This window comes from Amycolatopsis sp. WAC 04182 (assembly GCF_003947465.1).
Classification (GTDB): Bacteria; Actinomycetota; Actinomycetes; order Mycobacteriales; family Pseudonocardiaceae; genus Amycolatopsis.
Genome location: NZ_QHJJ01000001.1, coordinates 1,107,677 through 1,134,621, shown reverse-complemented (window position 1 = coordinate 1,134,621; position 26,945 = coordinate 1,107,677). Strand labels below are relative to the sequence as shown.

The 26,945-nt window shown below is 69.9% G+C and carries 27 protein-coding genes and 2 pseudogenes; 17 read left to right on the top strand and 12 right to left on the bottom strand.

Translation table 11 applies throughout. From position 1 onward, the window contains the following. Positions 1-142: 142 nt before the first annotated feature. Positions 143-1,057: a DNA recombination protein RmuC gene (rmuC, locus tag DMH01_RS05705; protein WP_125674020.1), complete on the bottom strand. Its 915-nt coding sequence runs from the start codon at positions 1,055-1,057 to the stop codon at positions 143-145. Between the two features lie 178 nt (positions 1,058-1,235). Here rmuC and DMH01_RS05700 point away from each other — a divergent pair, with 178 nt between their 5' ends. Next, a complete protein-coding gene (locus DMH01_RS05700; protein WP_199745369.1) occupies positions 1,236-2,387 on the top strand; it encodes an exonuclease SbcCD subunit D in 1,152 nt (383 codons plus the stop codon). Next, positions 2,384-5,335, top strand: coding sequence for an AAA family ATPase (locus DMH01_RS05695; protein WP_125674019.1), 2,952 nt, complete (start codon positions 2,384-2,386; stop codon positions 5,333-5,335). Before DMH01_RS05700 ends, DMH01_RS05695 begins: the two co-directional genes overlap by 4 nt. Before the next feature lie 72 nt (positions 5,336-5,407). Here DMH01_RS05695 and DMH01_RS05690 read toward each other — a convergent pair whose 3' ends face one another. Together DMH01_RS05690 and DMH01_RS05685 are read right to left on the bottom strand one after the other, a co-directional pair. Further along, positions 5,408-5,908: a methylated-DNA--[protein]-cysteine S-methyltransferase gene (locus tag DMH01_RS05690; protein WP_125674018.1), complete on the bottom strand. Its 501-nt coding sequence runs from the start codon at positions 5,906-5,908 to the stop codon at positions 5,408-5,410. Next, positions 5,908-7,365: a DNA-3-methyladenine glycosylase 2 family protein gene (locus DMH01_RS05685; protein WP_125674017.1), complete on the bottom strand. Its 1,458-nt coding sequence runs from the start codon at positions 7,363-7,365 to the stop codon at positions 5,908-5,910. Before DMH01_RS05685 ends, DMH01_RS05690 begins: the two co-directional genes overlap by 1 nt. Before the next feature lie 105 nt (positions 7,366-7,470). Here DMH01_RS05685 and ychF point away from each other — a divergent pair, with 105 nt between their 5' ends. Next, positions 7,471-8,553, top strand: a complete 1,083-nt coding sequence (gene ychF, locus DMH01_RS05680) for a redox-regulated ATPase YchF (protein ID WP_125674016.1) — start codon at positions 7,471-7,473, stop codon at positions 8,551-8,553. Here the strand turns inward: ychF and DMH01_RS42660 are convergent. After that, positions 8,543-9,103, bottom strand: a complete 561-nt coding sequence (locus tag DMH01_RS42660; protein ID WP_158633192.1) for a DUF4303 domain-containing protein — start codon at positions 9,101-9,103, stop codon at positions 8,543-8,545. The two genes, ychF and DMH01_RS42660, sit on opposite strands and share 11 nt — an antisense overlap. 93 nt (positions 9,104-9,196) lie before the next feature. Between DMH01_RS42660 and DMH01_RS42655 the strand changes: the two genes are divergently transcribed. From DMH01_RS42655 to DMH01_RS05655, 5 genes are read left to right on the top strand one after another with little or no spacing between them, the layout of a single operon-like run. Then, positions 9,197-9,523 (top strand): hypothetical protein, encoded by a 327-nt coding sequence (locus DMH01_RS42655; RefSeq protein WP_158633191.1) that lies wholly within the window; start codon positions 9,197-9,199, stop codon positions 9,521-9,523. Between the two features lie 34 nt (positions 9,524-9,557). Then, entirely contained in the window at positions 9,558-9,761 is a 204-nt protein-coding gene (locus DMH01_RS05670; RefSeq protein ID WP_125674014.1) for a CopG family transcriptional regulator, read from the top strand. Further along, positions 9,758-10,138: a type II toxin-antitoxin system death-on-curing family toxin gene (locus tag DMH01_RS05665; protein ID WP_125674013.1), complete on the top strand. Its 381-nt coding sequence runs from the start codon at positions 9,758-9,760 to the stop codon at positions 10,136-10,138. The genes DMH01_RS05670 and DMH01_RS05665 overlap by 4 nt, the downstream gene beginning before the upstream one ends. Positions 10,139-10,187: 49 nt before the next feature. Beyond that, the gene (locus DMH01_RS05660; protein WP_125674012.1) at positions 10,188-11,279 is read left to right on the top strand and encodes a transcriptional regulator; all 1,092 of its coding nucleotides are present in this window, start codon (positions 10,188-10,190) and stop codon (positions 11,277-11,279) included. Positions 11,280-11,310: 31 nt separating this feature from the next. Beyond that, positions 11,311-12,021: a prevent-host-death protein gene (locus DMH01_RS05655; RefSeq protein WP_125674011.1), complete on the top strand. Its 711-nt coding sequence runs from the start codon at positions 11,311-11,313 to the stop codon at positions 12,019-12,021. Between the two features lie 67 nt (positions 12,022-12,088). Here DMH01_RS05655 and DMH01_RS05650 read toward each other — a convergent pair whose 3' ends face one another. Next, the gene (locus tag DMH01_RS05650) at positions 12,089-12,457 is read right to left on the bottom strand and encodes a hypothetical protein (RefSeq protein WP_125674010.1); all 369 of its coding nucleotides are present in this window, start codon (positions 12,455-12,457) and stop codon (positions 12,089-12,091) included. Positions 12,458-12,499: 42 nt separating this feature from the next. Between DMH01_RS05650 and DMH01_RS05645 the strand changes: the two genes are divergently transcribed. From DMH01_RS05645 to DMH01_RS05620, 5 genes and pseudogenes are all read left to right on the top strand, one after another. Further along, positions 12,500-12,994 carry a hypothetical protein gene (locus DMH01_RS05645; protein ID WP_125674009.1) on the top strand — a complete coding sequence of 165 codons (495 nt, stop codon included), beginning with the start codon at positions 12,500-12,502 and terminating at the stop codon, positions 12,992-12,994. Beyond that, positions 12,991-14,987: pseudogene (locus tag DMH01_RS43170) on the top strand (DUF6357 family protein). Before DMH01_RS05645 ends, DMH01_RS43170 begins: the two are co-directional and overlap by 4 nt. Before the next feature lie 20 nt (positions 14,988-15,007). Continuing rightward, positions 15,008-15,502, top strand: a complete 495-nt coding sequence (locus DMH01_RS05630; protein WP_158633190.1) for a hypothetical protein — start codon at positions 15,008-15,010, stop codon at positions 15,500-15,502. Beyond that, positions 15,499-15,726: a hypothetical protein gene (locus tag DMH01_RS05625; RefSeq protein WP_125674005.1), complete on the top strand. Its 228-nt coding sequence runs from the start codon at positions 15,499-15,501 to the stop codon at positions 15,724-15,726. The genes DMH01_RS05630 and DMH01_RS05625 overlap by 4 nt, the downstream gene beginning before the upstream one ends. A 38-nt stretch (positions 15,727-15,764) precedes the next feature. Continuing rightward, a complete protein-coding gene (locus tag DMH01_RS05620; RefSeq protein WP_125674004.1) occupies positions 15,765-16,826 on the top strand; it encodes an ankyrin repeat domain-containing protein in 1,062 nt (353 codons plus the stop codon). A 48-nt stretch (positions 16,827-16,874) separates the two neighbouring features. Here the strand turns inward: DMH01_RS05620 and DMH01_RS05615 are convergent, their stop codons facing one another. From DMH01_RS05615 to DMH01_RS05605, 3 genes are all read right to left on the bottom strand, one after another. After that, positions 16,875-18,236 carry a M20/M25/M40 family metallo-hydrolase gene (locus tag DMH01_RS05615; RefSeq protein WP_125674003.1) on the bottom strand — a complete coding sequence of 454 codons (1,362 nt, stop codon included), beginning with the start codon at positions 18,234-18,236 and terminating at the stop codon, positions 16,875-16,877. Between the two features lie 90 nt (positions 18,237-18,326). Further along, on the bottom strand, positions 18,327-18,701 hold the full coding sequence (locus DMH01_RS05610; RefSeq protein ID WP_125674002.1) for a hypothetical protein: 375 nt from the start codon (positions 18,699-18,701) through the stop codon (positions 18,327-18,329). Positions 18,702-18,786: 85 nt separating this feature from the next. Next, positions 18,787-19,251, bottom strand: coding sequence for a DUF2716 domain-containing protein (locus tag DMH01_RS05605; protein WP_125674001.1), 465 nt, complete (start codon positions 19,249-19,251; stop codon positions 18,787-18,789). Positions 19,252-19,320: 69 nt separating this feature from the next. Here DMH01_RS05605 and DMH01_RS05600 point away from each other — a divergent pair. Beyond that, positions 19,321-19,449 (top strand): annotated as a pseudogene (locus tag DMH01_RS05600) (winged helix-turn-helix transcriptional regulator); the annotation flags it as partial. A gap of 385 nt (positions 19,450-19,834) precedes the next feature. On the opposite strand, the gene DMH01_RS05595 reads toward DMH01_RS05600, so the two are convergent. Further along, positions 19,835-20,125 carry a 4a-hydroxytetrahydrobiopterin dehydratase gene (locus tag DMH01_RS05595; protein WP_125674000.1) on the bottom strand — a complete coding sequence of 97 codons (291 nt, stop codon included), beginning with the start codon at positions 20,123-20,125 and terminating at the stop codon, positions 19,835-19,837. Positions 20,126-20,200: 75 nt separating this feature from the next. On the opposite strand from DMH01_RS05595, the gene DMH01_RS05590 reads away from it, so the two are divergent. From DMH01_RS05590 to DMH01_RS05580, 3 genes are read left to right on the top strand one after another with little or no spacing between them, the layout of a single operon-like run. After that, positions 20,201-21,253, top strand: coding sequence for a thiamine ABC transporter substrate binding subunit (locus tag DMH01_RS05590; protein ID WP_125673999.1), 1,053 nt, complete (start codon positions 20,201-20,203; stop codon positions 21,251-21,253). An 11-nt stretch (positions 21,254-21,264) separates the two neighbouring features. Further along, positions 21,265-22,887 (top strand): iron ABC transporter permease, encoded by a 1,623-nt coding sequence (locus tag DMH01_RS05585; protein WP_199745392.1) that lies wholly within the window; start codon positions 21,265-21,267, stop codon positions 22,885-22,887. Then, complete coding sequence (locus DMH01_RS05580; protein WP_125673998.1) at positions 22,887-23,900, top strand: ABC transporter ATP-binding protein; 1,014 nt, start codon at positions 22,887-22,889, stop codon at positions 23,898-23,900. The genes DMH01_RS05585 and DMH01_RS05580 overlap by 1 nt, the downstream gene beginning before the upstream one ends. 86 nt (positions 23,901-23,986) lie before the next feature. Here DMH01_RS05580 and DMH01_RS05575 read toward each other — a convergent pair whose 3' ends face one another. From DMH01_RS05575 to DMH01_RS05565, 3 genes are read right to left on the bottom strand one after another with little or no spacing between them, the layout of a single operon-like run. Then, positions 23,987-24,868, bottom strand: a complete 882-nt coding sequence (locus DMH01_RS05575; protein ID WP_125673997.1) for an ABC transporter permease — start codon at positions 24,866-24,868, stop codon at positions 23,987-23,989. Continuing rightward, complete coding sequence (locus DMH01_RS05570) at positions 24,865-25,860, bottom strand: ABC transporter ATP-binding protein (RefSeq protein WP_125673996.1); 996 nt, start codon at positions 25,858-25,860, stop codon at positions 24,865-24,867. The genes DMH01_RS05575 and DMH01_RS05570 overlap by 4 nt, the downstream gene beginning before the upstream one ends. Next, entirely contained in the window at positions 25,857-26,942 is a 1,086-nt protein-coding gene (locus DMH01_RS05565; protein ID WP_125673995.1) for an outer membrane lipoprotein carrier protein LolA, read from the bottom strand. Before DMH01_RS05565 ends, DMH01_RS05570 begins: the two co-directional genes overlap by 4 nt. Positions 26,943-26,945 lie beyond the last annotated feature (3 nt).

The following is a 26,945-nucleotide window of genomic DNA, read 5'->3' as shown; positions in this document are numbered from 1 at the left end:
CTGCAGGTGAGCTCTGCACTTGCCGCTCATTGAGTCCCCCGCCCCGCGACGGTGTCGCGAAAGCCACTTTCGGGACATCAGACGTCGCGAAAGTGGCTTTCGCGACACGTCAGTTGCTCCTCGAGAGAACGGTCCTGGCCACTCACGAGGCAGGGAGTTCGTCCGCCTTCCTGATCAGAGGGACCGGAGCGGGGCTGCCTGCGGCATCCGTCAGCGGCGAGACCGTGCTCCGGAAGCTCTCGAGCGCCTCCATCTCCCGCCGCCGGGCCGAGATGAAGCGCTGCAGGTGCGTGCTCGACAGGTTCAGCGCGTCGACCGCGTTGCCCGCGGCCCGGTGTGCGGCCGCGGCGCCCGCCCGGACCTGCTCGACGTCCTCGACCAGCGCCCGTTCGGTCGCGGCGAACAGCGCGGCGGACGCCAGTACGGCGAACCCGGTGGGCCCGCAGAGGAAGACCCGCCGGTCCAGCATCCAGCGCAGCAGTTCCGGGTCGGTGTCCAGCGCGGCGACCACGGCCGCGTCGGACGGGACGAACATGATCGTCCCGTAGATCGCGTCGGCCCAGCGCTGGTAGCCCTTGCCCGCCAGCTCGGCCGCCCGCGACCGGAGCTGCCGGACGTGGACGCGCAGCGCGTCCAGCCGTTCGTCGGGGTCGTCGGTCTCGACGGCCTCGGCCCAGCAGGCCATGCTCGCCTTCGCGTCCACGGGCACGGTCCGGCCGCCGCCGACCCGCAGCACCATGTCCGGTTTCGCGGCGCCGCCGCCCGCCAGGTCCGTTTGCAACGTGAAGTGCAGCTCCTCGCGCAGCCCGAGTGCGCGTGCGGTCTCCAGGAGGACCTGCTCGCCCAGCTCGCCCCGGCCGCTGATCGAGGCGAACGCGACCTCGTACCGGCGCAGCGCGAGCTGCTGCTGATCGGCCTTCGCCCGCTCGGCCGCGACCTGTTTCGCCGCCGCGTCCGCCCGCCGCATGCCGTCGTTGTACAGCCGCCACAGCAGCGCGACGGCCGCGAGCAGCAGCAACGCGAGCACGACGGCCGCGGTGGTGATCACCGTCGCCACCGGTACCTCCCCTCCGGATCCGAGTCGGGGACATCATGGCGGAACCCACCGACAAAAACGGAACGGCGTGGTCGCGCTCCGTATCTGACCTGCGCCGTCCCCGGCGTGTCGGAAAGCGCAGTGCCGTCAAGGGCGCGCCTCCCCTCTCCGGCCGGTGCGCGGCCCTACCTTGGGCTGCGTGAAGCTCCTGCACACGTCCGACTGGCATATCGGCCGTACCTTCCACGGCGCCGATCTGCTCGCCGAGCAGGAAACCGTGCTCGGCCATCTCGCCGACCTCGTGGCCGCCGAGTCGGTCGACGTCGTGCTCGTGTCCGGGGACATCTACGACCGCGCGGTGCCCTCGGCGGAGGCCGTCCGTGTCGCCACGACCGCGCTGGGCCGGATCCGCCAGGCAGGCGCGGAACTGGTGATGACACCGGGCAACCACGACTCCGCGCCGCGGCTGGGCGCGTTCGCCGAGTTCGCCGCGGCGGGCGGGCTGCACCTGCGCGCCACGATCGACGGGCTCGCCGAGCCGGTGCTGCTGTCCGACGAGCACGGCGAGGTCGCCCTCTACGGGATCCCGTATCTCGAACCGGAGCCCGCGCGGCACGCCCTCGGTGTGCCCGAGGCCCGCGGCCACACCGGCGTCCTCACCGAGGCGATGCGGCGGGTCCGGGCGGATCTCGCCGGACGGCCGTCCGGAACGCGGTCGGTGGTGCTCGCGCACGCCTTCGTCACCGGCGGCGAACCGACCGAATCCGAGCGGACCATCGCGGTCGGCGGCGTCGAGCAGGTGCCGGGTTCGGTGTTCGACGGCGTCGACTACGTGGCGCTCGGCCATCTGCACGGCCCGCAGACCCTCGCCGAGCACCTGCGCTATTCGGGAAGCCCGCTGGCGTACTCGTTTTCCGAGACACGCCAACGGAAATCGGTTTGGCTGGTGGAGCTCGGCGCCGACGGGCTCGCCGAGGTCCGGCGCCACGAGCTGCCGGTGCCGCGGCATCTCGCGATGCTGCGCGGCGAGCTGGCGGATCTCCTTGCGGATCCGGAGCACGACGGCCTGACCGAACACTTCCTCTCCTTCACGGTCACCGACCGGGTCCGCCCGATCGACGCGATGCGCAAGCTGCGCGAGCGGTTTCCGTACGCGGTGCACATGGACTGGCAGCCGGAAGGCGGGCACGACGGTGCCGCGCTGAAGTACGCAGAAGCCGTCCGCGGGCGATCCGACGTCGAGATCACCCGGAGTTTCCTGGAGGACTGCCGCGGATCCGCACCGTCGGAGAGCGAGGAGCGGCTGGTGCTGGCGGCGCTGGGCGCGGCGGGCAGGGAGCGCGAAGTATGAGGTTGCACCGGTTGGAGGTCGCCGCTTTCGGCCCGTACGCGGGCCGCGAGGTGGTGGACTTCGACGTGCTCGGCGCAGACGGGCTGTTCCTGCTCCACGGTGACACCGGCGCGGGGAAGACGACGCTGCTCGACGCGATCGCGTTCGCGTTGTTCGGCACCGTCCCCGGCGCGCGCGGCGAGGTCAAACGGCTGCGCTGCGACCTCGCCGAGCCCGACCAGGTCACCGAGGTCGTCCTCGAATTGACCGTGCAGGGCCAGCGGATGCGGATCGCGCGCAACCCCGAGTACCAGCGGCCGAAGCGCCGTGGCGAGGGTATGACCGTCCAGCAGGCGAAGGCGGTGCTGAGCTGGGTCGGCACCGTACCCGCCGGACACGTCGCCGAGGGCATCACGCGGATCGACGAGGTCGCGCGCACGGTCGAGCGGCTCATCGGCATGACGCACGAACAGTTCTTCCAGGTGGTCTTGCTGCCGCAGGGCGAATTCGCGCGGTTCCTGCGCGCGAACACGGCAGAACGCGAGGAACTGCTGGAGCGGCTGTTCGGCACCGAGCGCTTCTCCGACGTCGAGAACTGGTTCGCGAATCTGCGGGCCGAACGCGGCCGCGAGTTGCAGGCGCGGCAGCAGACGCTGCGGGAGTGGGTCGCGCGGTTCGCGCAGGTCGCGGGGCAGGAAGCGCCCGAGGAAGGGCAGTCCGAGTGGGTCGCCGACTTGCTCGCCGAGTCGGCACGGCGCGTCGCCGAGGCGCAGGAACGCGACACGAAGGCTCGCACGGCGGCCAAGAGGGCTGAAGCGGTCTGGCAGGAGAACCGGTCCACCGCCGAACGGATCCGCCGGGTGCGCACGGCGTACACGCGGCTGTCGGTGATCGCCGAGCAGGCGGGCCAGCGCGCGGAATGGGCGGAAGAAGTCGAGGCGGCTCATCGCGCGGCGGCTGTCGTCGCGGAGGCGGATCTCCTTGACCGCAGGCTGGATCAGCTCGCCGAGGCCGAGGCCACCGAGGCGCTCCGGGCGCAGGAAGTGCCGGACGCGGCGGAGAGTCCGGCCGCTGAGCTGCGCGCTCGCGCCGGCGGATTGCGGGAAGAGGCGGGCGCGCTCGCCGAACTCGTGGCGGAAAGCGAGCAGCAGCAACGGGATCTGGTCCGTCGTGAGCAGCTGAACGCCATCGCGGAGAAGGCGAAGAAGCAGGCTGAGGACTTCGCCGCCGAGCTGGGCGCGGCGCCGGAGAAGGTCGCGTCGTTGCGGGCCGAAGCGGCCGCTGCCGCCGAAGCCGAAGCGAAGCTCGACGGCGCCCGCGCTCGTGTCGACGAGTTGACCGCGCTGGCTCGCGACGCCGAAGAGGTGCCCAGGACACGGCAGGCCGTCGAGCGGGCACGCGCTGCGGTCGGCGAGGCCGTCGACGGCCATCAGCAGGCGCGTCAGCATCGGCTGGATCTGCGGGAACGGCGGCTCGAAGGAATGGCGGCCGAACTCGCCGCCGGTCTTCAGGCGGGCGAGGACTGCCCGGTCTGCGGGGCGACAGAGCATCCCTCGCCGGCGACGCACACCGGCGGCTTGGTCGACCCCGAGGACGAACGTCGCGCCGAAGCCGCGGAGCAGCAGGCGCACGCGCGGCGAGAGAAGACGAAAGCCGCGTTGCAGGAGGCTGAAAACCGCCTGACCGTCCTGGTCGAGCGGTTGGGCGAGCACACCGCCGAGACACTGCGGGCCGGGCTCGCCGAAGCGCGCGACCTGGTCGCCACGCTGTCGGAGTCGGCTCGCCGGAAGCCTGTTCTCGAGACGCGGCTCCTCGAACTGGAACGGAAGATCGAGCAGCTGACCGACCAGCGCGGGGCGGCCGAACGTCGCGCGGTCGAGGTCGCGACCGAGGTGCGCGGGCTGACCGAGCGGCTGGCCGAGCGCGAACGCCGGTTGGAGGCCGCGCGCGGCGAGTTCGCCGACGTCGCCGCCCGTCGGCGTCATCTGCTCGGCTTCGCGACCCGCCTCGACGCGCTGGCCGAAGCGCGGCTGGCCGTCGCGGGTGCCCGCGAGCGCCGTGACGAGCAAGCGAAACTGGTCAAGGAAGCCTTGCGGGCCAAGGGTTTCGCGGACCTCGACGAGATGCGCGCCGCGGCGCGGCCGGACGAGCAGATCACCAAACTGGAAGCCAGCCTCGCCGACGCGAAGGTGATGGAACGGGCCGCCCGCGAGGAACTCGCGCAGCCCGAGTTGTTCGGCATCTCGCCGGAGGACGAGATCGACGTCGCCGCTTCGGCGGACGCGGCGCAGGACACCCGAGCCGAGGCCGAGCAGGCTTTCGCGGCGCTGCGGACGGCGAAGACACGGCACACGGACCTGACCGGGCTGGCCGAACGGATGACGTCCTTGCTGGCGGAACTGGCGCCGGTCGAAGAGGGCTATCTCGAACTGAAGGCGCTGGCCGAGGTGGTCAACGGACGCGGGCAGAACGCGCGGAAGATGTCGCTGCGCTCGTACGTCCTCGCCGCGAGGCTGGAGGAGGTCGCGGTCGCGGCGACGGCTCGCCTGCGGACGATGAGCCAGGGCCGCTACTCCTTCGTGCACTCCGACGCGGCAGGGGCCCGGGGCACTCGCGGCGGCCTCGGCCTCGACGTGCTCGACGACTACTCCGGCACCATCCGGCCCGCGAAGACGCTTTCGGGCGGCGAATCCTTCCTCGCGTCACTCTCGCTGGCACTGGGGCTCGCCGACGTCGTCGCCGCCGAAACCGGCGGAGCGCTGCTGGACACGCTGTTCATCGACGAGGGCTTCGGCACGCTGGACGCCGAGACGCTCGACATCGTCATGAACATCCTCGACGAGCTTCGCGCCGGCGGTCGTGTGGTCGGGCTGGTCTCGCACGTGGAGGAGCTGCGGCAGCGGATCCCGACGCGGCTGCGGATCCGGAAGTCGCGTACGGGCTCCTCGGTGGAGATCCACGCCGCCTGACCAGCGCTATGAAAGGCCCCTTCATTGCAAAATTTGCAATGAAGGGGCCTTTCATAGCACTTGAGTGAGGGGTCAGGCGGCCTCATGGGTCAGCAGCCACTGCTTCGCCGGGACACCCCACCGGAAGTTCCCCACGCCGCCGCCGGTCCGCACCACCCGGTGGCACGGCACGAACAGCGCCGCGGCGTTCTTCGCGCACGCCGACGCGGCCGCCCGCACCGCCGCCGGATTCCCCGCCAGCGCCGCGTACTCCGCATAGCTGACCGGCTCGCCCGCGGGCACCTTCCGCAGGATTTCCCAAGCGTGCTCACGGAAGGCGCCGGACCGCTGCCGCACCTCGACATCGGCGACCGCGTCGAGGTCGCCGTCGTGGTAGCGGCGGATCGCGGTGCTCACCGGGCCCAGGTCCCGTCGCTGCTTCACTTCGCCAGGGGCCAGTGAAGGCGAGATCAGCGGCGTCAGTTCGCCGACGTCACCGGTCCAGCCCGAGGCGAGCACGGCCCCGTCGCCCGCCACCACGGCGGTGAACGGGCCGATTTTGGTGTCCATTGTGGACCAATACGCGATGCTCATCATTCTCCCTTTTCGGCTCGCCACAGGTACATGCCGGCGTACGAGGACCAGGGCTGCCAGGCCCGTCCGCGTTCGGCCAGTGTCGGTTCGTCGTCCGTGATGCCCAGCGCGGCCGCTCCCCGGCGCAGCGCCGGATCACCGGTCAGCAGGACGTCCGGCGCGCCCAGCACGCGCATCAGGACGTAGTCCGCGGTCCCCGGCCCGATGCCCGGGACCTCCAGCAGTTCCGCCCGCAGCTCCACGGGATCGCGGCCGACGTGGACCGCCACCCCGTCCGCCAGCGCGCGGGCCACCGCGGCCACTCGTTCCGGGCCGTGTCCGGCGACCTGGGCCGCCGTCGGGAACAGCGTGGTCAGCCCGTCCAGTGACTCGTCGCAGCGGGGCAGGCGTTCACCGAGTTCGTCGGCGAGCGACGCCGCCTCGGCGGGGGACAGGAGCGCGCGCAGCACGAGCTCGTCGCCGTCGACGGTGCCGGGCACCCGGATGCCGGGGATCGCCTCGGCCAGCGGCGCGAGGGCGGGGTCGGCCCCGAGGACCCGCGCGACCGCCTCGGGGTCGGCGTCGAGGTCGAGCAGCCGCCGCACCCTGGCCACCGCGCTGCTCAGGTCGCGCAGGTCGGTGAGCCGCAGGTCGCAGCGGACGTGGTCGTCCTCCGCCGTCAGCCACACGACGCCGGGGCCGTGCGCGAGCCGCAGCGTGCGCCCGTATCCGGTCACTCCGGAATCGTCGCGCGTCACGTGCTCGACGCCGGGGACGGCCTGGCCTGCCAGGAAGTCCAGCACCCCGTCCGCGTCGAACGGCTTGCGGAACGGCAGCCGCAGGCTCAAGCGGGTCCCGGTCGGCAACTCCTCGGCCTTGCGACGGCGCAGGCTCGCGGCGCGAAGCTGCGAAGGCGTCGTCGCGAAGACCTCCCGGATCGTCTCGTTGAACTGGCGGACGCTGGAGAAGCCCGCGGCGAACGCGACGTCGGTCAGCGGGAGCCCGGACATCTCGATCAGCAGCCGCGCCGAGTGCGCCCGGTGGGCCCGCGCCAGCGCCAGCGGCCCGGCGCCGAGCTCCGCGGTGAGGACGCGGCCGAGCTGCCGTTCGGAATAGCCGAGCCGCCGCGCGAGCCCCGGCACGCCGTCGCGTTCGACGGTCCCGTCCGAGATCAGCCGCATCGCCCGTGCGGCGAGGTCGGCCCGGATGTCCCAGTCGGGGGAGCCGGGGACGGCGTCGGGCAGGCAGCGGCGGCAGGCGCGGAAGCCGTTGGCCTGCGCGGCCGCCGACGTCGGGTAGAAGCGGACGTTCTGCTGCTTCGGCGTCGACGCGGGGCAGGACGGACGGCAGTAGATCCCGGTGGTGGCGACGGCCATGATGAACTGGCCGTCGAACCGGGAATCACGGGCGGCGACGGCGCGGTAACACCGTTCGGTGTCGCGCCAGACGGCCCGTTCGGCCAGGGTCTGCTCGGTCATGACATCGATCGTGCCACCAGGTCGAGGGTGCGGCTGGCGGAAATCCGACACGGCGATCAAGGCCTCGGCGGATGGGGCGGCGGGCGGCACGTAGACTTCTGGCCCGTGAGTCTCACCCTCGGCATCGTCGGCCTGCCCAACGTCGGCAAGTCCACCCTGTTCAACGCGCTGACCCGCAACGACGTGCTCGCCGCGAACTACCCGTTCGCGACGATCGAGCCCAACGTCGGTGTCGTCCCGCTGCCGGATCCGCGGCTGGACCGGCTCGCCGAGGTTTTCGGTTCCGAGCGGACCGTGCCCGCCGTCGTGTCCTTTGTGGACATCGCGGGCATCGTGAAGGGCGCCTCCGAGGGCGCCGGCCTCGGCAACAAGTTCCTCGCGAACATCCGCGAGGCCAACGCGATCTGCCAGGTCGTCCGCGTCTTCGACGACCCGGACGTGATCCACGTCGACGACCGGGTCGACCCGGCCAGCGACATCGAGACGATCAACACCGAGCTGATCCTCGCCGACCTGCAGACCCTGGAGAAGGCGCTGCACCGGCTCGAGAAGGAGGCGCGGACCAAGAAGGAAGCCAAGCCCGCCCTCGACAACGCGATCAAGGCCAAGGAGATCCTCGACGCCGGGCGCACCCTGTTCCAGGCGCAGAAGGAGGTCGACTTCGAGGCGCTGCGCGAGCTGAGCCTGCTCACCACGAAGCCGTTCCTCTACGTCTTCAACGCCGACGAAGGCATCCTCACCGACGACTCGCGCCGCGAGGAGCTGGCCAAGATGGTCGCCCCCGCGGACGCGGTGTTCCTCGACGCCAAGGTCGAAGCCGAACTGCTCGAACTGGACGACGAGGAGTCCGTGCGCGAGCTGCTGGAGTCCGTCGGCCAGCACGAGCCGGGCCTCTACTCGCTCGCGCGCGCCGGTTTCCACACCCTCGGCCTCCAGACGTACCTGACCGCGGGCCCCAAGGAATCGCGCGCCTGGACAATCCCGCAGGGCGCGACCGCCCCGCAGGCCGCGGGCGTCATCCACACCGACTTCGAGCGCGGCTTCATCAAGGCCGAGGTCGTGTCCTTCGCCGATCTGATGGAGCACGGCTCCATGGCCGCCGCCCGGTCCGCGGGCAAGGTGCGCATGGAGGGCAAGGACTACGTTATGGCCGACGGGGACGTCGTGGAGTTCCGCTTCAACGTCTGATGTCGACCTGCAGGAACTCCCGGAACTCCGCGGTGCCTGCCTGATCGTTCAACGCGGCGTTCCACCGCGCGATGTCGAGTTCCGGGACGTCGGCGTCGAGTGGCAGGAAGACCCTCACCGCGTTCGGCCATCGCTCGAAGAACCCGGCGGCGACCGAGGCCGTCAACGCCTGTGCGATCGAGTCCCACACCGTCCTCCGGAACTCGCGAAGGTCCGAATCGGTGCAGCGTCGCATAGCCTGTTCCGCCTCGGCGCGGATCGGCTCCAGCGGGTCGTCGATCCCCTCGGCCCCGCGGATGTCCAGATCCCACTCGCCAAGGTGCCATTTCGCGTCGATGGCGAACTCCGGGTCCTCGGCGATCATTTCGTCGAGATGTCGCCGCGAATGCGCGAAGGCGACGATCGACGTGGCGTCGGCGTCGGTCGCGATGCCGACGCCGGCCACGTCGTCCGACGGCAGCTGTCCGGCGACCGCCGCGACGGCCTGCTCGAGCGCCGACCTGAGGCGATCGGACCACTCGCCTTCCCACGCGCGGAGTTCAAGATCCATGGCGCCATTGTCGCCGTTCGCTCCTCGGTGGTGCGGGGGCCGACATAGGATCTGCCTCAACTCTGGGAAGGCCGTAGCGGCGGAGGTAAGGGCATGGATGCCGATCGCGACGTCTGGTTCATCGATCGTTGGGGTGTCGAGATCGACGACGGCATCTCCGTCGAGGCCTTCGCCGCCCTGCTCGACGCGCTCAACGACGACGACGATGCCGAGCACGTCGTCGTCGACATCAACGACAGTGACGACTGGTTCGTCGAGTTCACCCGCCGCTCCGTCTGTTTCCAGCAGGCAGAACGCGGTGGAGAAGTCGTCGGCACTCTCGACTATGCCGACCGCGACGAGGCGCTCGCGATCGCCAAGGAGTTCATCGACGGCGACTTCGCGGCTCTTCGCGCACGCTCCTGGAAGCCCGACGCCTGACTTGATCATGATACCGAAGTGGTATCATGGGCCCATGGCGATGACGTTGAGGCTGAACGATGAGCAGGAGCGCGCGTTGGCCTTGCTCGCCGAGGCCAACGGGGTGAGCAAGCACGAAGCGATCGTGCGGGCGATCACCGACGCCGCCGCCCGATCCGTCCGTGACGATCGAGTGCGTGCCCTGTCGCGTGACGGGCGGGCGCGTTACGCGTCGTTGCTCGATCGCCTGGCGCAGTGAAGATCGAGTACCTGACCCTGGACGACCTGCTCACGCTCGCGACCGACCTGGGTGTTTCCCGGGTTCGGGATCTGGGCTTGCTCGACGCGGCGGCGCATCGGCCTCGGTCGTCGCTGATGGGGCAGGACGCTTACCCGGGTCTGCATGAGAAAGCGGCGGTTCTGCTGGAGTCGATCGTCCGCAACCACCCGCTCATCGACGGCAACAAGCGGCTGGGCTGGATGGCGCTCTTCGTTTTCTACGGCCTCAACGGTGTTGACGTGGAAGCGCCGGAGGACGACGCGTACGACCTGGTGATCGCGGCGGCGACCGGGGCCGTTGCCTACGAGGAAGCGGCCCGGCGCCTTGCGGAGTGGGCACGCCCCGAAGTCGTCTGATCGCTTCATGTGAGCAGGTAAGGCATCGAGCCCCATCGAGTGGTGTTCGATGTTCGGTATTGACCGAACAGCGAACAGGGCAGATGATGCCTTCATGGGATCTTCCGAGCGGGAGCGCGCCGTCATGGATGCCCTTGTTGCCGCAGTTGAGTCGCTTGGTCTCGTGGTGATGGAGACGGGGGTGGGGCAAGGCGGCGACGTGGTCATCGTGTTGCCGGACGACCGGAAGATCGCTATTCAACTGAAGTCGGCTGCGTTGATCACGGCGGACAGTGCGCCGGGCCAACTTCGCCGATGGTCGAAGAGTGCGCACAGTGCTGTGCCGTTCGTGGTCGTTGCGGACAGGATCACCTCGGATGCGCGGGACTGCCTGAATCAAGCGGGCTGGAACTGGCTGGACCTGAGGGGGCATCTGAGGCTGACAGGCCCAGGCTTGTTCATCGACTCGGACATTCCTTCGTTGGTGAAGCCGGATGGCGAGCGGCAGGGCATCACCGGTCAGGTCGGTATCGAACTCGCTGCTCTCTTGCTGCTCGATCCAGCCGAGAAAGTCGGCGTCCGAGCAGCCGCGAAGATGTTGTCCCGCGCGCCGAGTTCGATTTCCGAAGCCTTTGCGGCTTTGCGGACCGCGGGACTCGTCGATGAGGGCAACAGGCCTGCGGTTCCCGGCTTGTTCTGGGAACTCGCCGAGAACTGGAACGCTGCGAGCCGTGACGTGGCGAGTGTTCCGAAGCCGGGTGCAGGCCGAGACAACGCCGCACTCAGGCTGGGTATGAACGACGTGGAATCGACCGTCGGATGGGCGTTGACCGACACGAACGCGGCGGCGGTCTACGGGGCACCCGTTTCGATCCGCGCTGGCCACCCGCCCGACTTCTATGTTCCAGACCAAAGCACGCTGCGGCGCGCTGTCCAACTGCTGGGGTCGGCCACGGCGTCTTCCTCACGCGCCGGTCGAGTTCGTGTCGCTCCTGTGTCGCTGGTGTGCGCTCGCCGCATCGACGCCAGGGAACGGACGAACGAGGAGTGGCCGCTGGCGGACCCTCTTTTCGTCGCGCTCGATCTCGCGCAGGATCCGGGACGCGGCAGGGAAATCCTTGACGGCTGGACCCCTGAGAAGGTCGGGACTCGTGTCTGGTGAGCCAGAGGTCGTGGTTCTCACCGGAAGGTCGATGACCCAGATCGTCAGCGCGATACCCGTGGTGGCCGAGCAGACAGGACGTGCGGTCGTGCTTGTGGGCGGCCTCGCGGTCATGTGCAGGCTGACGACGCCGTACCGGGTGACAACCGACCTCGACACCGTCGATCGTCGATCCGTGAACGAGGAATCACAGCTTCAACTCCTGGTGGCGGCCGGTGCGACGCCGAGCGGGCCGGCCGGCGCCTTGGTCCGCACCCCGTGGGGCGAGGTGCAGGTTGACGTACTTGAGGTTACTGACGCCGACATCGACGACCTTCCGGACGACCCGACCGACCGCCTGCATGTCCAAGCTCATGCGTGGGCGGCGTCTACCGCGTCCGCGCTCATGCTCAGGGCGGAAGGGCTCCCGCCCCTTAGAGTGCGAGTTGCCGAGCCGGGTCCCCTTATCGCGATGAAACTGCAGTCGATAATGAATCGTGGCGCCGCCAAAGAGGGGACGGATCTCCTGGACATTGTGCGCATCACGCTTGACCGAACCTGCGGGCCGGCATCGCGAGATCAGATTGAATCCGCTGAACCGCGGTTACGTGCCGACGCACTTCTCCACACTCGACAATGGTTCATTCGCTTTGAAGCTCAATCGCTGCGAAAGATCAGGGCTGTGCCGGAAGGGCGAGACGTGGAGATCGAGGACTTGAGGTTGGTCGGTGACCTGCTCGCCGGGGCGCTTGACCCGCGATGAGTCCGCTCGGCCGCCCCCCAGTCAGGACTACGGCCTGAGCCGACTGGGAAGTCGCTTCACCGACTGATCAGACGCCGTAGCGGTCCTGGGACATCGTCGCGGGCGGCTTGCCGTGCCGCGCCGTGTAGGCCGCCACGATCTCGTCCGTCGTGTCCTCCCCGGCCTGGAGGCGGACCAGGTACGGCACCACCCAGTGCAGGTCCGCCTCGTCGAACTCCTCCGTCCAGGACGGGCTGAGCCCGGCCAGGGACTCGTCGAGCACCTGGGAGAGGGCGACCTGTCCACCCGCGTTCACGGGATGCGGGCCCACCGAGATCGAAACGCGGGAAGCGGCGCCGGCCGGGTGCAGAGCCACCTCCATGGGGTGCGGATGGCGGCCGGGTGCCGTGCGCGCGATCACGAGGAACCGCAGAGGCCGGCGTTTCGTCTTCTTCATGCGGCCATTCGAGCACGCCGCCACGGACCGAGGATGAACCGCATGACGAGCCCCGCCCTCTCACCGCTCGCCCGCTGGTGCGATGCCCAGCGTGACTGGGCGGCCGAGGCGACGGATACCTACGAGGAAGATTCGCTGCTCACCGCGAGCGGCGCGTTCGCCGCGCTCCCCGCGAGCGAGTTCATGCGGGCGTATCGCGCGGCCGGGGCCGAGGTCTCGCGAATATCGACGGGCCCACGCCATCGGTCGTTCACCGTGGAGGTCGCCGCGGGAGCCGTGGTGTGCAGCCTGGTGGTGCAGCTCGGACGGGGACTCAACTCCCAGGAGTGCCGCCTGGCGGTGCTCGCGGACGGCGAGCGGCAGGGTGAGCCCGAGATGCTGCACGCGCTGGCCCTGGCCATCCGCCGCTCCCGGGGCGAGCCCGACCCGAATCCTCCCTACCCACGGCCGATCATCGGCAGCCGCAGCCAGCTGGAGGTCGTGTCCCGCGGCATCGTCGACGTCCTCGGCCAGGTCGCCCGCGGGTGGGCGTCATGAGCGAGGTCCTCTTCATCCGCGAGAACCCCTGGATGCCGCGAGTGATCCGCGCGGACGGTGAGCTCAGGCTCGAACTCGACGCCGGGGCCAACGCCAACCACGACCCTCGCAGGTTCGCCTTCCCGGTCTCGGAGGCCCATCTCGAGGTGCTCCGGGACGACCTGACCCGGTATCTGCTGTTGTGGAGCGCGATCCTGCCGCTGTGCGAGGCGGCCGGGACCCGGGGGCCTCTCGACGAACCGGCGGCGGTCGCGTTGCTGGACCCGATCCTCTTCGGCGCGCCTTCCGACGTCGAGTCGCTGTTCCGGGACACTCGCTGGGACGTACGCTGGCTCGTCGCTCAGGGCGCGGACGTCGAGCTGCTCGAACGCGGGCAGCTCTTCGAGGCGTTGCGCTCCGCGAGCGCGTGGTCCGAGTGGTCGCTCGTCCGCGAGTACGACGCGAACCGTCAGCGCGCCAGGCTTGCCCCGCTCGACAAGGCGCTGCTCAAGTACACGGGCCGCTATCCGCACGGCGGGAAGGGACCGGCCCGGGATCCGGGCGCCGTCGATCCCGGCCTGCTTCCCGAGGTCACGCGGGTGATCGCCGCCGCGGAGCAGGCGTGCGCCGGGATGCGGATCTCCCGCGACCGGCGAAGAGGCGAGCACGCCGTGAAACAGCGTGACTGGCGGCGAATCGAGGAGAAGGTCCAGCGCGAGGTTCGCCGCGCCTTCCCGCACCTCGCCGACGACGCGGTGCGCGCGGTGAGCTTCCTGATGTGCTCCGAAGCCGCCGACAAGGCCAGAAAGCAAGGATGACGATGAGACCACTGACCTTCAGCGACGCCAAAGGCAACGAGCGGAAGTGGGCGCCGGGTGACGCTCGATCCGCGCCCGACGCGTTCCAGGAGTTCGTCGACCTGCACCGTGCCGACGACAACGCGTCGTACCGCGTCGAGGACGAGGAGAACGAAGAGGCGCTGTTGCTCATGTTCGACGTCGGCACCATCTGCCGGATCAAGGGGGCGCAGGACTCTCTGATCGAGTACCGCCTCGTCACCAACCGCGGCGACTACCGGACCCAGGTGGCCAACTTCGCCCGCGGCGGTTTCAGCGCCCTCGACCACTACGGCCCCTGGTGGCCCGATGTCGCCGCTTTCGAACGCGCCCGGCTCCGCTCCCGGTTCGACGAGTCGATGCTCCGGCGGACCCATCCCCGCGAACTGCGCCGCCGGCTGGAGATCCTGACCCGCATCGACGGACACGAGCCGGTGACGGTCGACGGGGTCACGCACTTCGGCTTCGGCAACGGCGGCGGCGACACCGTCAACGCCTGGTTCACCGCGGAGGGCCGCGGTCTCGTGGTGACGTTCGACCACATCGGCGAACTCAACTTCTACGAAGACCCGCAGGCGCAGGCAGCGCTCTACGACGGCGTACCGGCTGACCTGCTCGCTCTGGTGAGGAACGTGCCGGAAGCGGATACGACGCTCAATGCCTCGCATCCGGACGGCGGCACCCTCGTGGTCGCCTCCGGCGTCTTCACCTTCTCCGGGCCCTGCGCCATGGCGGACGGCCTGGTGTCCCACTTGCAGGAGAAAGAGCTGGGTGTCGAGGAAACCGGGGTCGGCTGGCTTCTGGAGGGTTTTCTCGCGCTGGAGGACTTCACTCCGGCCGCGGTCGCCGAAGCCGTGGCGTGGTGGGGTGCCGACGACATCGCGAAAGGTTTCGCCGCGGCGGGCGAGCCGGAACAGGTCGTGCCGTTCGACCGGGAGACGGTGGACCGCTTCTGCAAGATCTGGGCCGACTCCGGATACAACGATCGCTGGGACGTGCACTACGTCCTGTTCGACAGCTACTCCATCGAGGACGCGGGCGAGGATCGGGACGAGCTCCTGGGGTTGGTCCGGACGCTCGGCCTCGAACGCGTGGACGCTCCGCCGGGAGCCGCCGACGGTGAGGTGTGGGTCCGCACGGATCCGCGTATCGACGCCGAGCTCGGAAACTGGGCATGAGCACTCCGGGAGGTCGTTCCGTGTACCACCGTTTCGAACCCGAGGTCGCCGGAGGCCTCGGTCCCGGTATCGACTACGACCCGCGGCGCGGGGCCGAACCACTCGTCGGCCCGCTGCACTACGAGTTCGCCGGCTGGCTCGGCGACGACATCGTCACGACGAGCGGGTACTGGATCGTCACCGGCAGGCTCGCCGACGCGCTGAGGGAATCGCCGCTCACCGGCTACGAGCTCGGCGAGGTGGTGGTGACCACCGAAGAACAGTTCGACATGTTCTACAGCCACCTCGGCCTTCCCCGTGACTGGGAGCGGCTCATCCCCACCGGCACGGAGGAGGGCGGTGACGACTTCGTGCTCGAAACGGTCGTCGACCTCCTCGTCAGCGACGCCGCCCTCGAACTGTTGCGGCGGTTCCACATCGACGACGCCGACATCTCGCCGGCGGACGAGGAACCGGAGGTCTCCGAAGTCATGCGGAAGTTCCTCGACCTGCAGCGAGCGAAGGGGGAACAGTGACGGACGACGCCACCGTCGATCTCATCGGATCGTTGGTCGAAGCCGCGGACCTGCCGGGATCGGTGGACGGCTGGGAATCGTTGGCGCCCGGCGACGTCATCACGCCCGTGTCCTGCCAGTGGCCGGGCATCGAAGCGGCGGTGAACGCGTACCTCGGTGAGAGGCTGCCGGTGAAGATCCTCGTGCTGGGCTGTGAAGCCGAAGAACTTCCGGCAGATGCGTGAACAACTGCGCCCGAAGTTCGGCTGAAAGGACGAAGACGATGGCACGAAAGCGGAAGACCCTTCCCAAGGACTTCCAGGAGATGTTGACCTCGGCTCCGCTGGAGGAGCTGAAAGCCGTCTTCGGCAAATGCGAGCTCGACGCGCGGGGCGGCTATGCCAAAGGGACCGCCATCGGCTTCCCGGAATGCCCGGACGAGCTCGTCGTCTGGCTGAGCGAGCAGGGGCTCGCCGTCGACACCCCGGACGGCGACGGCAGGACACCGCTTCATACGCGGGCTTCCCGTGGTGTTCCGAAGCAGATTCCCTTACTGCTCTCACTCGGTGCGGACATCGAGGCGGTCGACAAAGCCGGGAAGACGCCGCTTCTGACGGCGGTGGGCAGGCTGAGGTCCGCGCCGGCGCGAGTCCTGATCGAGCACGGGGCTTCCACCGAGGTTCTCGACAAGAGCGGCGAGTCGTTACTGAAGCGGGCCCTGGTCATCACGCGGAACATCGACCTCCCCGAATGTGTCGAGATCGCGAAGCTGCTGCTCGAACACGGCACGAGCGTCACGGCCGAGATGCGCCGTGAGGTCGAGCGGATCGGTCGTGATTTCGAGTTCCACCGCGGGAACTTCAACTCCGACCTCTTCGGGAAGACCGACGCCGCGCTCGGCGAGCTGTACGGGATCTTCGGGGTCGAGCCGGTCGCCCGGCGGTCGAGGCACGACGGCGTGTCCCCGATCGTCGTGCCCGACGGATCCTGGCAGGAGCGGCACAAGGCGCTCTGGGAGCTTCTCGTGCCGTCGAGCGGTGCGGGCGAGACGGTGCAGTGCGAGGCCATCCGCGTCACCGGCCGGATCACCGACGAGATGTTCCGGAACGGCGGGGCGAACTGGGACCGTGACTATCGCGCGATGGCCGACGCGTTCCCGGGTTTCCTGGCGCAGGGCGAGCCTCTCGGCGAGGAAGAACTCCAAGAAGCCAAGGAGATCGCGAAGGAGGTCAGGTCGGGCCGTGGCGCGGACGGCCACCTCGATCGTATGAGCGAGCTCGCCGTGGCCTGGGTCGCCAGGAATCCGGCCCCGATCGCCTTGGGCGCGGTGGACTACACACGCTGAGGACGGCCGGGTGGCCCCGATAGGTGCATCGGGGCCGCCCGGCGAACCTCACTTCCGCAGCAGGCTGTACGCCGCCGAGCCGATCAGCTCCAGCGAGACCTGAAGCCGCTCAAGGGAAACGTTGTCCTTGATGGTGTCTTCCGGCGTGTGGTACGTCGGCTCCAGCAGCGCCGGGCCGGATTCGCCGCGCCAGCTGAAGTTGCCCGAAGCGATCCCGCGCTCGAAGAACGGCACGTGGTCGCTCGAACCGCGCGCCACCGGGCCCTTGACCTGAGGGTCGTAGCCGAGCCGCTTCGCCGCGGCGTTGACGGCGGCGGTCGTAGCGTTGTCGGCGCCGTCGACCGAAAGCAGCCAGTAGGTGATCGCCGGGTCCCAGCTGGTGGCGACCATGTCGTTCTGGAAGCAGCCCGCGATCCGCTTCGCTTCCGGGTCGGACAGGTTCTTGACGTAGTGCCGCGAACCGATCAGCCCGTATTCCTCCGAGCCCCACAGCGCGAACCGCAGCGTCTTGTTCGTCGGCAGGTACCGCAGGACGCGGGCCAGTTCCAGGCAGAGCACGGTGCCGCTGCCGTCGTCGTTGGCGCCGGGGGAGCCGGGGACGCTGTCGTAGTGCGCGGTCACCATGACCACGCCTTCGTCCTTGCCGGGGAACGTGGCGGGCCGCTCGGCGATGACGTTGTACGACGTCAGGTTCTTGTGGTGCGTGGCCGTCGCCTTCACCGTGACCGAACCCTTGGCGAGCCGTTCGCGAAGGCGCTCGACCTGCACCTGGGCCAGGCCGAGCACCGGAATGGTGACCGGGGTGGCCAGCGTCGGGGAGAACGCCGACAGCTTGCGTGCCGGGTCGGCGCCGATCCGGCCGAGCAGCACGGCGTCCGCTCCGCGCTGCGCGGCCGTCAGGTACGCGTCGGCCTTGTTGGTCACGGCGGCGATCAGCACGATCTTGCCGGTCAGATCGTCGGGCAGGGTGCTGCCGTCACCGGCGTCGACGACGACGGCCTCGCGCGTGACGTCCTGCAAGCCCTGCGGGGACGAGCCGGTCTGCCAGCTGTCGCGCCCGATCGACAGGCTGCCCAGGAACTTGTCGGCGATCGGGAACGGCTGCAGCGTGACCTGGTAGCGCAGGTCCCGGAGCACCTTCGCGATGTAGTCCCTGGCTCGCAGTTCGCCTTCGGTGCCGGCGATCCGGGGGCCGATCTTGTCGCTGAGCACCCGCAGGTGCTCCAGTGCCCGCCGCGACCGCACTCGCGCGACCACCGGGTAGTCGCCGAATTCCAGCGACGGCGGGAACTGCGCGCCCGGACGTTGCTGCGTGGCCGCGGCGGCGGTGCCGGGGTTCAGCCCGATCGTCGCCGCGCCCGCCAGTGCCACCGCGCCCGCGAGCACCTCACGTCTGCGCAGACCTGCCATGGAACACCCCTCACTTCTCGAAGAAACTCGTTCGAGTAGCTAAGAGTCACGGAGCCGCCAGGGCAACCTCCGATCGTCCCCTTTTCCGGTTCAGCGCGCGGCCACCCGACGGTACGCGTGCGAGACGGCGACGACGCCGGTGACCGCCGCGGCGAGCACCCCGCCGATCAGCAGCACGGTGCCGACGAAGGGCCCGAAGTCGCCGATGTCGGCGAGCCGTCCCCAGAACGATCCTTCGAGCAGGGCGCCGACGAGGATGAACACCGGCGCGGCGACGCCGAGGAACAGGATCCACCGGTACCTGGCGGCCAGCGTCAGCACGAGGATCCCGGACACGCCGAGGATGAACGGGCCGGGCGGGACGTCCGGGAAACCGGGGACGCCCGACGCGATCTGGATGATCAGTCCCGCGACACCGACGAAGAGGAAGAAGGCGTTGGCGACGGCTGCGGTGGAACGGTTCATGGTGAACTCCTCACTGGATTTCAAGACCACTGAAGAGTCCTGCGCGCGGCGGCTCGGCGCGTCGGCCCGGAAGCGGCAATCGGGCCTACGCGGACCTGCGTAGCGGTTTGCCGAGGATCAGGGTGAGTTCGGCCGAAATCGCGGTCACCAGTTCTTCACCGAACACGCAGATCGTGTACTCCCAGGGGTGCCCGAACGTGCCGAGCCGGAAGTCCGGGGTCAGGTAGATGTGGTAGTCACCGTCCGGGAACGGGCTGAGCGGCCAGTCCTTCGCGGTGGTCGCGAGCCGGTACGACTCGTGGTGCCAGTCGAGCGCGTACAACTCGTCGGCGCACGAGGTCAGGCCCTCCCGGATCACGGAAACCATCCAGTCCAGCAGCTCATACTCAGGATGTTTGTCGAGAGCGGCCAGGCGCCAGGTCACCGACCCTGGGGGCTCTACGATCCCGGGCCACTTGAGCGGATCGTTGCCGGCTCGGAACGAGAAGTCCGCGAAGAAGCGATTCCACACCCGTGTGTATTCGGGGCCGGGCAGAGGCTCGACGCTCACCGACGGAGGATAACTTCGGATGGGTGAAGCCGTTGAGGCCCGACATGTTCGCGCCCGGCTGACGAGACGCCGCCGCGTGTGGAATACGAGCTCACCTCGCTCGGCCGGACGTTGGTCGAGCCGACGGAGGCATGCCTCGAGTGGGCGGCGAAGCACCTTCCGGAGCTGGTCGCCGCCCGCGAGGCCTGCTCGGGCTGAAGGACTAGCCGAGCAGGCCGAGCACGACGATCGTCAGCAGCGTGATGGCGGCGGCGAACGTGGTCACCCAGGCGCGCTGGGCGGCGGTGATGGAGGCGTTGTTCACGGCGGTTCCCCGGGGGAGAGAAGCGACAGGTCCGCCGGGAACAGCGCGTTGATCAGGCTCCGCGTTACCTGCCGGACGCCGGTGTGATCAACGTCACTGATCGTGCTGGTGATGCCGATCGCGCGCCGTGTACCAGAGCACTCCGGCAGCGGCCGCCACCATCGCGCCGAACGCCGAGAACCCCACCACGATCGCTTGCGTCATCACTCGTCCTTTCTCGTTGTGTCCCTACTGGGAAGACGTCCGAGAAGCGGAGTCGTGGCGCGATCGTCGCGGACGTCACATCCCGTCGAGTACCCCGTCGATCTGCGACGCGAGGGAGAAGTCCTTCGCCGTCAGGCCCCCGGCGGAGTGCGTGCTGAGCCGGAACGTCACCGTCCGCCAGCGGATGTCGATGTCGGGATGGTGGTCGGCCGCCTCCGCCAGTTCGGCCACCTTGTCCACCGCTTCGATGGCTTTCGGGAAGCTCGGCAGCTTCGCGGTCCGCTCGATCGTCACGCCGTCGCGGGTCCACCCGGAGAGCTTGGTCACGGCTTCGTCGGCCTGCTGGTCGTTCAAGATTTCCGCCATGACTCCATGGTGGTACGCCGTCGGCTACGCTGCACGTTTGCCACGGGTCCCCCCTTGAAGAACGCAGGAGGCTAGATGAAACGCGCCCTCCGCACGGTCGTTGCGGCTGGCACGGTGGCCGCCCTCGTCGCGGGCTGCTCGCTCTCCGGGAACACGGGGAACGACCCGCAGGCGCCGGCGACGGTCACGCTCGTGACACACGACTCGTGGCTCGCGCCCCAGGAGGTCCTCGACGCGTTCGAGCGGCAGTCCGGGATCAAGATCTCCGTGCTCAAGCAGGGGGACGCGGGCGCGCTGACCAACAAACTGGTGCTGACCAAGGCGAACCCGATCGGGGACGTCGCGTACGGCATCGACTCGACGTTCGCCTCGCGCGCGCTCACCGAGGGCGTTTTCGAGCAGTACACCAGCCCGGAGGCCGATCGCGGCCCGCAGCGCTACTCGGTCGACCCCGAGCACCGGCTCTCCGCGGTCGACCTCGGCGACGTCTGCGTCAACATCGACACCCGGTACTTCGCGGACAAGGGGATCCCCGAGCCGAAGTCGTTCGCGGACCTGGCCGACGCCAAGTACAAGGACCTGATGGTCGCCGAGAGCCCCGCGACGTCGTCGCCCGGCCTGGCGTTCCTGCTCGGCACCGTCGCCCAGTTCGGCGAGCAGGGCTGGCAGGGATACTGGACGCAGCTGAAGGCCAACGGGCTCAAGACGGTCAGCGGCTGGGAAGAGGCCTACTCCAAGGAATTCTCGGGTTCCTCGGGCAAGGGCCCGCGCCCGATCGTCGTCTCCTACGCCTCTTCGCCCGCCGCCGAGATCGGTGACGACGGCAAGCCGCGTACGAAGGCACTGCTGGACACCTGCTACCGCCAGGTCGAGTACGCGGGGGTGCTGAAGGGCGGCAAGCAGGTCGAGAAGGCCCGCAAGGTCGTGGACTTCCTGCTGTCCCAGCAGTTCCAGGTGACGGTGGCGAGCAACATGTACGTGTACCCGGCCCGTCAGGGCGTCGAGCTCCCGCAGGGCTGGGCGCAGGCCGCGCCGCAGCCGCAGCAGCCGAAGACGCTCGAACCGGCCAAGATCCAGGCCGAGCGCGAGCAGTGGATCGCCCAGTGGCGCACACTTCTCGAAGGCTGAGTGCGACCGGGCTGACCTTCCGAGGAGCCGGGCTGGCCGCACTCGCCGTGCTGCCGCTCGGTTTCCTCGTGGTGTTCTTCGCCTGGCCGGTCGCGGCGATCGTCGCGCGCGGATTCGGCTCCGGCGGCGTCGGCACGGCCATCGGCGACCCGCTGACCTGGAAGCTCGCCGGATTCACCGTCGCCAGTGCCGGGGTCTCGACGATCGTGGCCGTGCTGGCGGGCCTGCCGGTCGCGTTCCTGCTCGCGCGGGTGCGGCTGCCGGGGGTTTCGCTCGTCCGGACGCTCGTGCTGGTGCCGTTCGTGCTGCCGACCGTCGTGGTCGGCCTGGCGTTCCGCGCGCTCTGGCCCGACGGCGGGCTGCTGCCCCTGGTGCTGGCCAACGCCTTCTTCAACGTCGCCGTCGTCGCGCGCACGGTTTCCGGGCTGTGGAGCCATCTCGATCCGCGCACCGTGGACGCGGCGCGGGCACTCGGCGCGTCGCCGTGGCGTGCCTTCCGCTCGGTGACGCTGCCCGCGCTCGCCCCGGCCGTCGCGTCTTCGGCCGCGGTGGTGTTCCTGTTCTGCGCCACCAGTTTCGGTGTCGTGCTCATCCTCGGCGGCGCGAAGTACCGCACCCTGGAGACCGAGATCTACCTGCGCACGGTCGAACTCCTCGACCTCTCCGGCGCGGCCGCGTTGTCGCTGGTGCAGTTCGCCGCCGTCGTCGCCGCGCTGGTCGTCGGCGCGCTGGCGAGGCGGCGCCGGGAGAACGCGGTCCGGCTGCGTTCGCGGAGCGAGACCGCGCGGCGCCCGAGGGGCGGCGAGTGGTGGGCGGTGGCCGCCGGGCTCGCGGTGGTCGCGCTCCTGATGACGCCGATCGTGGCGTTGCTGGTCGAGTCCGTGTCCACTGGGTCCGATTCGGACGGTTGGAGCCTCGCCGGGTACGAAGCCCTGGCCGGGCAGGGCTCCCATGGCGCCCTTCAGGTTTCCGGCTGGGACGCGGCGTCGATGTCGCTGCGGACGGCCTTCGACGCGACGACGCTCGCGATGATCGTCGGGGTGCTGGCCTCGGTCGTGCTGGTGGCGTTGCGCCGCACGCCGGGCAGGCTGGCCAGGGGGATGGGCGAGACGATGGACGCCGCGCTCATGCTGCCGCTGGGTGTGTCCGCGGTGACCGTCGGCTTCGGCTATCTCGTCACGCTCGACGCGCTCCCCGGCGACCTGCGGACGTCTCCGCTGCTGGTGCCGCTCGCGCAGGCGCTGGTGATCATCCCGCTGATCGTGCGGATGGTGCTGCCGGTGCTGCGGTCGGTCGACGTCCGGCTGCGGCAGGCCGCGTCGACGCTCGGCGCGAGCCCCGGCCGGGTGTGGCGGGAGATCGATCTCCCGCTGACGGCGCGTTCGCTGGTCGCGGCGGCCGGGTTCGGTTACGTGGTCGCGCTCGGCGAGTTCGGCGCGACGAGCTTCCTGGCCAGGCCGGACGCGCCGACGTTGCCGGTCGCCGTGGCGACGCTGATCTCGCGGCCGGGGGAGCTGAACAACCAGATGGCCTACGCGGCCTGCGCGCTGCTCATGATCGTGACCGTGGTGGCGGTGGTGCTGATCGACCGGTTCGGCGCGGTCCGCGGGCAGAATTCGGTAGGGGAGTTCTAGTGTCGCTGTCGGTACGGGATCTGACCGTCCACTATGGATCCTTCGCGGCCGTGAAGGACGCCGGGCTGGACATCGCCGACGGCGAGGTGCTGGCGCTGCTCGGCCCGTCCGGTTCGGGGAAGTCGACGCTGCTGCGGGCGATCACCGGCCTGGAGCCGCTGACGTCGGGCACCGTGCGGTGGGACGGCGAGGACCTCTCCGGTGTCCCGGTGCACCGGCGAGGGTTCGGGCTGGTGTTCCAGGACGGGCAGTTGTTCCCGCACAAGGACGTCGCCGCCAACATCGCGTTCGGGCTGCGGATGCACGACGTGCCTCGCGCCGAGCACGCCGACCGGATCCGCGCGCTGCTCGATCTGGTCGGGCTGGCCGGTTACGAGCGGCGGAGGGTGACCGAGCTGTCCGGCGGGCAGGCGCAGCGGGTGGCGCTGGCCCGCGCGCTCGCGCCGGAACCGCGGTTGCTACTGCTGGACGAACCACTGTCCGGTTTGGACGCCGGGCTGCGGGAACAGCTGGCGATCGACCTCGCGGCCCTGTTGCGGCGCAGCAAGATCACCGCGCTGCTGGTCACGCACGACCAGGAGGAGGCGTTCACGCTCGCCGACCGGGTCGCCGTGCTCGACGACGGTGAGATCCGGCAGGAGGGCGCGGTGCGCCGCGTCTGGCGGCAGCCGGTGGGCGAGGACGTGGCGCGTTTCCTCGGCGTGACCACCTTCGTCGACGGCGAGGCGTCGGGCGGGACGGTGCGGACGGTGCTCGGCGAGGTCACGCTGCCCGATGTCGAGGACGGTGCCGTGCGGCTGGGCCTGAGGCCGCACGGTCTGCGGGTCGCCCCGGAGGGTGTCGAGGGCGAGGTCGTCGCCGTGGTGCACCGGCGGGAGCACGTGCGGCTCGTGGTCGCCCCCGGCGGCAATCTGTCCACTGTGGACGCCGTCGCGCCGGTCACCGCCGATCTGCGCCCCGGTGACACCGTGCGGCTCGCCCTGGACCCGGACGGCGTCGCCCTCCTGGGCTGAAGGGGACTTTCCCCTCGTCTCACGCGACGAAAGGGCCCTTCGCCGCGTCGTATGCGGTGAAGGGCCCTTTCAGCCCACGTGGGAGGTCAGCCGTCCCGCGTCGTGAGGCGCGCGTAGGCGATCGAGAGCCCGATGGCGATGTAGCAGGCGGCGCGAAGCGCGCCTTCGCCGAGCATCGCGGTGTCCACCGGGTCCATCAGCACCGATGCGGGCGCCTGCGTCCAGTTCTCGTTGAGCAGGAACGGATGCAGCCACGAGACCGCGTCCAGGAAGCCGAGGATGGTGAACACGATCGTCCCGGCCAGCACCGAGGCGACGACCAGCATCGGATGTTCGGTGAACGCCGAGATCGCCAGCGCGACCGCGCCGACCGCCCACAGCTGCAGGACCACCCACGCGGCCACGAGCAGGATGCGGCCCAGCGCGTCCCAGACGCTCAGCGTCGAGCCGGTGAGAGTGAACATCGAATCGGTGCCGCTGATGATCAGCCCGGTGACGAAACCGGTGAACGTCATGGCCAGTACGGCGATCGTCGAAACCGTCGCGACGCCGAACGCCTTGATCGCGAGCAGCCTGCCCCGGCCGACCGGCGCGATCAGCCAGCCGCGCAGCGTCCCGTGGGCCGCCTCGCCGGCGATCGCGTCCGCCCCGGCCATCGCCGAGGCGAGCGGGAGCAGCAGTCCCAGCGTCATGGTCAGCGCGGCGACCGGCAGGATGAAGCCGTTGCTGACCGCGGACGCGAGCAGCGCGCCGTCCCCGTTGCCGCCACCACCGCCGCTCGTCTCCGCCGGGTCGACGAGCGTCAGCGCGACCCCGATGATCACCGGGATCAACGCGAGCAGGCCCAGTACGGCCAGTGTGCGCGGCCGCCGGAAGATCCAGCGCAGTTCGGCGCGGTACAACCGGAGCAGGCCGATACTGTCCTGCCCGGTCCGTGCCGCGGGTGCCGCGGCCAGAGCGTGGGTCACGACTCCCCCTCACCGTCTACAGTGGACTCCGGCTGGGTCAGCCGGGCGAACAGGTCTTCGAGCCCGGTCCGTGCCCTCGCCGCCTCGTGCACGGCCACCCCGGCCGTCACCAGCTGACGCAGCACCTCGGGGGCTTCGGCCGCGGTCAGGTCGACGCGGACGCCGTCCGGCGTGAGCCTGCTGCCGATCCTGTTCTCCCGCAACGTCTCCACCGCGAGTTCGGCGTCCGGCGTCCGCACCAGCAGCGCCGCGTTCCCCGACTCCAGCAGTTCCGAGAGCTCGCCCTGGGCGATCACGTTCCCGGACTGGAGCACCGCGACGTGCGTGCAGGTCGCCTCGACCTCCGCCAGCAGATGCGACGACACCAGCACGGTGACGCCGTCGGCGTGCAGTTCGCCGATGATCCGGCGGATCTCCCTGGTGCCCGCCGGGTCGAGGCCGTTCGTCGGCTCGTCGAGCACGACCATCCGCCTCGGCACGAGCAACGCGCTCGCCAGGCCCATCCGCTGCTTCATCCCCAGCGAATAACCCTTGTAGCGCCGGGTGGCGGCGCCGGTCAGGCCGACGCGCTCAAGCGCCGCGTCGACCGCTCCGGGGATTCCCGCCGAGGCCAGCCGCGGTTCGGCCGCGGCCACGCGCAGCAGGTTCTCCCGCCCGGAGAGAAAAGGGTGGAAACCCGGCCCCTCGACCAGCGCGCCGACGTCGGGCAACGCGTGCGCCGCCTCGTCGGGCATCCGTTTGCCGAAGAGTTCGACCTCGCCCTCGGTCGGCCGCACGAGGCCGAGCAGCATCCGGATGGTCGTCGTCTTGCCCGAACCGTTGGGGCCGAGCATCCCCAGCACGGCGCCTTCGGGAACGTCGAGATCGACGTGGTCCACGGCCACCGTGCGGCCGTAGACCTTGCGCAGGCCCCTGGTACGGGCCGCCATGGGTACCGCCGGAGCGGACGCCTCCTGGGAAGCGTCCGCTCCGGCTTCGAACGTGGTGGTCACTTCGCGGCCAAGGCCTCGAAGAGGACCTGCTCCGGCACCGCGCCGGCGGCGTAGCGGCCGTCGTCGGTCAGCACACCGGTGCCGACCTTCGTGGTCATCAGCCAGCCGCTGCCCCAGGCACCGCTGACCGGCTTGGCGAACCGCGAAAGCAACGCCTTCGGGTCGACCTGGCGGCCCTGCTCGTCCTTGGCGTCGCCGGCCTTCGCCAGCGCGTCGGCCGGGATCTTGCCGGTGATCGCGGTGTCCCAGCCGTCGCCGACGACCTTGATGTCGGACTTCGCCTGCTCGGCCAGCTCACGGTTCTTCGGGTCGACCTCGGCGGCCTTCTCGGTCACCTTCGCGCCCTTGGGCGGGGTGAACTCGAAGTTCGACGCGGGCTGGTTCGCGAAGTTGATCTCGCTGAACGAGGCCTCGAACGCCGGGGCGGACGTGCCGTTGGCCAGCACCGTGACCCGCAGCGGCATCCGGGTCTGGTCGTCGATCGCGACGCGGATCTCGCGCAGGAGGGTCCGCTCGGTCGGCTTCGGGGTCAGCACCAGTTCGTACGCGGCCCGGTTCGCCACCGAGGCCGTCCCGTCGACGGCGATCGTGCTGCTCTCGCGCACCTTGCCGAGCAGTTCGGAGGCGACCGTGGCCGGGTCGACGGCCTGGGCCTTGTCCTGGTGCTCCTTGGCCAGCCCGTCCGGGATGGTCACCTTGGTGGCCGAGTTGTCCTTGGAGCTGTACTCCCAGACGGTCTGGCCGTTCCGGACGATGGTCTGCTGGCTGGAGCCCTCGGTGAGCGAGATCTTGCTCTTGCCCGCGCCGTCGGTCGACACCTGCGCCGAGTCGACGTCGAGCGCCGAGACACCGGGCAGGGCGCCGCCGACCTGCGGCAGGCCGAGGTCGTTGCTGACCTTGACCTTCCCGTCGAACGCCGACGGCTTCGCGTTGAGCGTCGACTGCACCAGCTCTTCGGCGCTGATCTGCGGCAAGACGGGCGCGTCGCCCGCGGTGGCCGGCATCGCGACGACCACGAGCCCGCCGACGCCGAGAGCCGTCCCCACCACCGCCGCGGTGATGGCCTTCCTCTTCGGATCCATGCT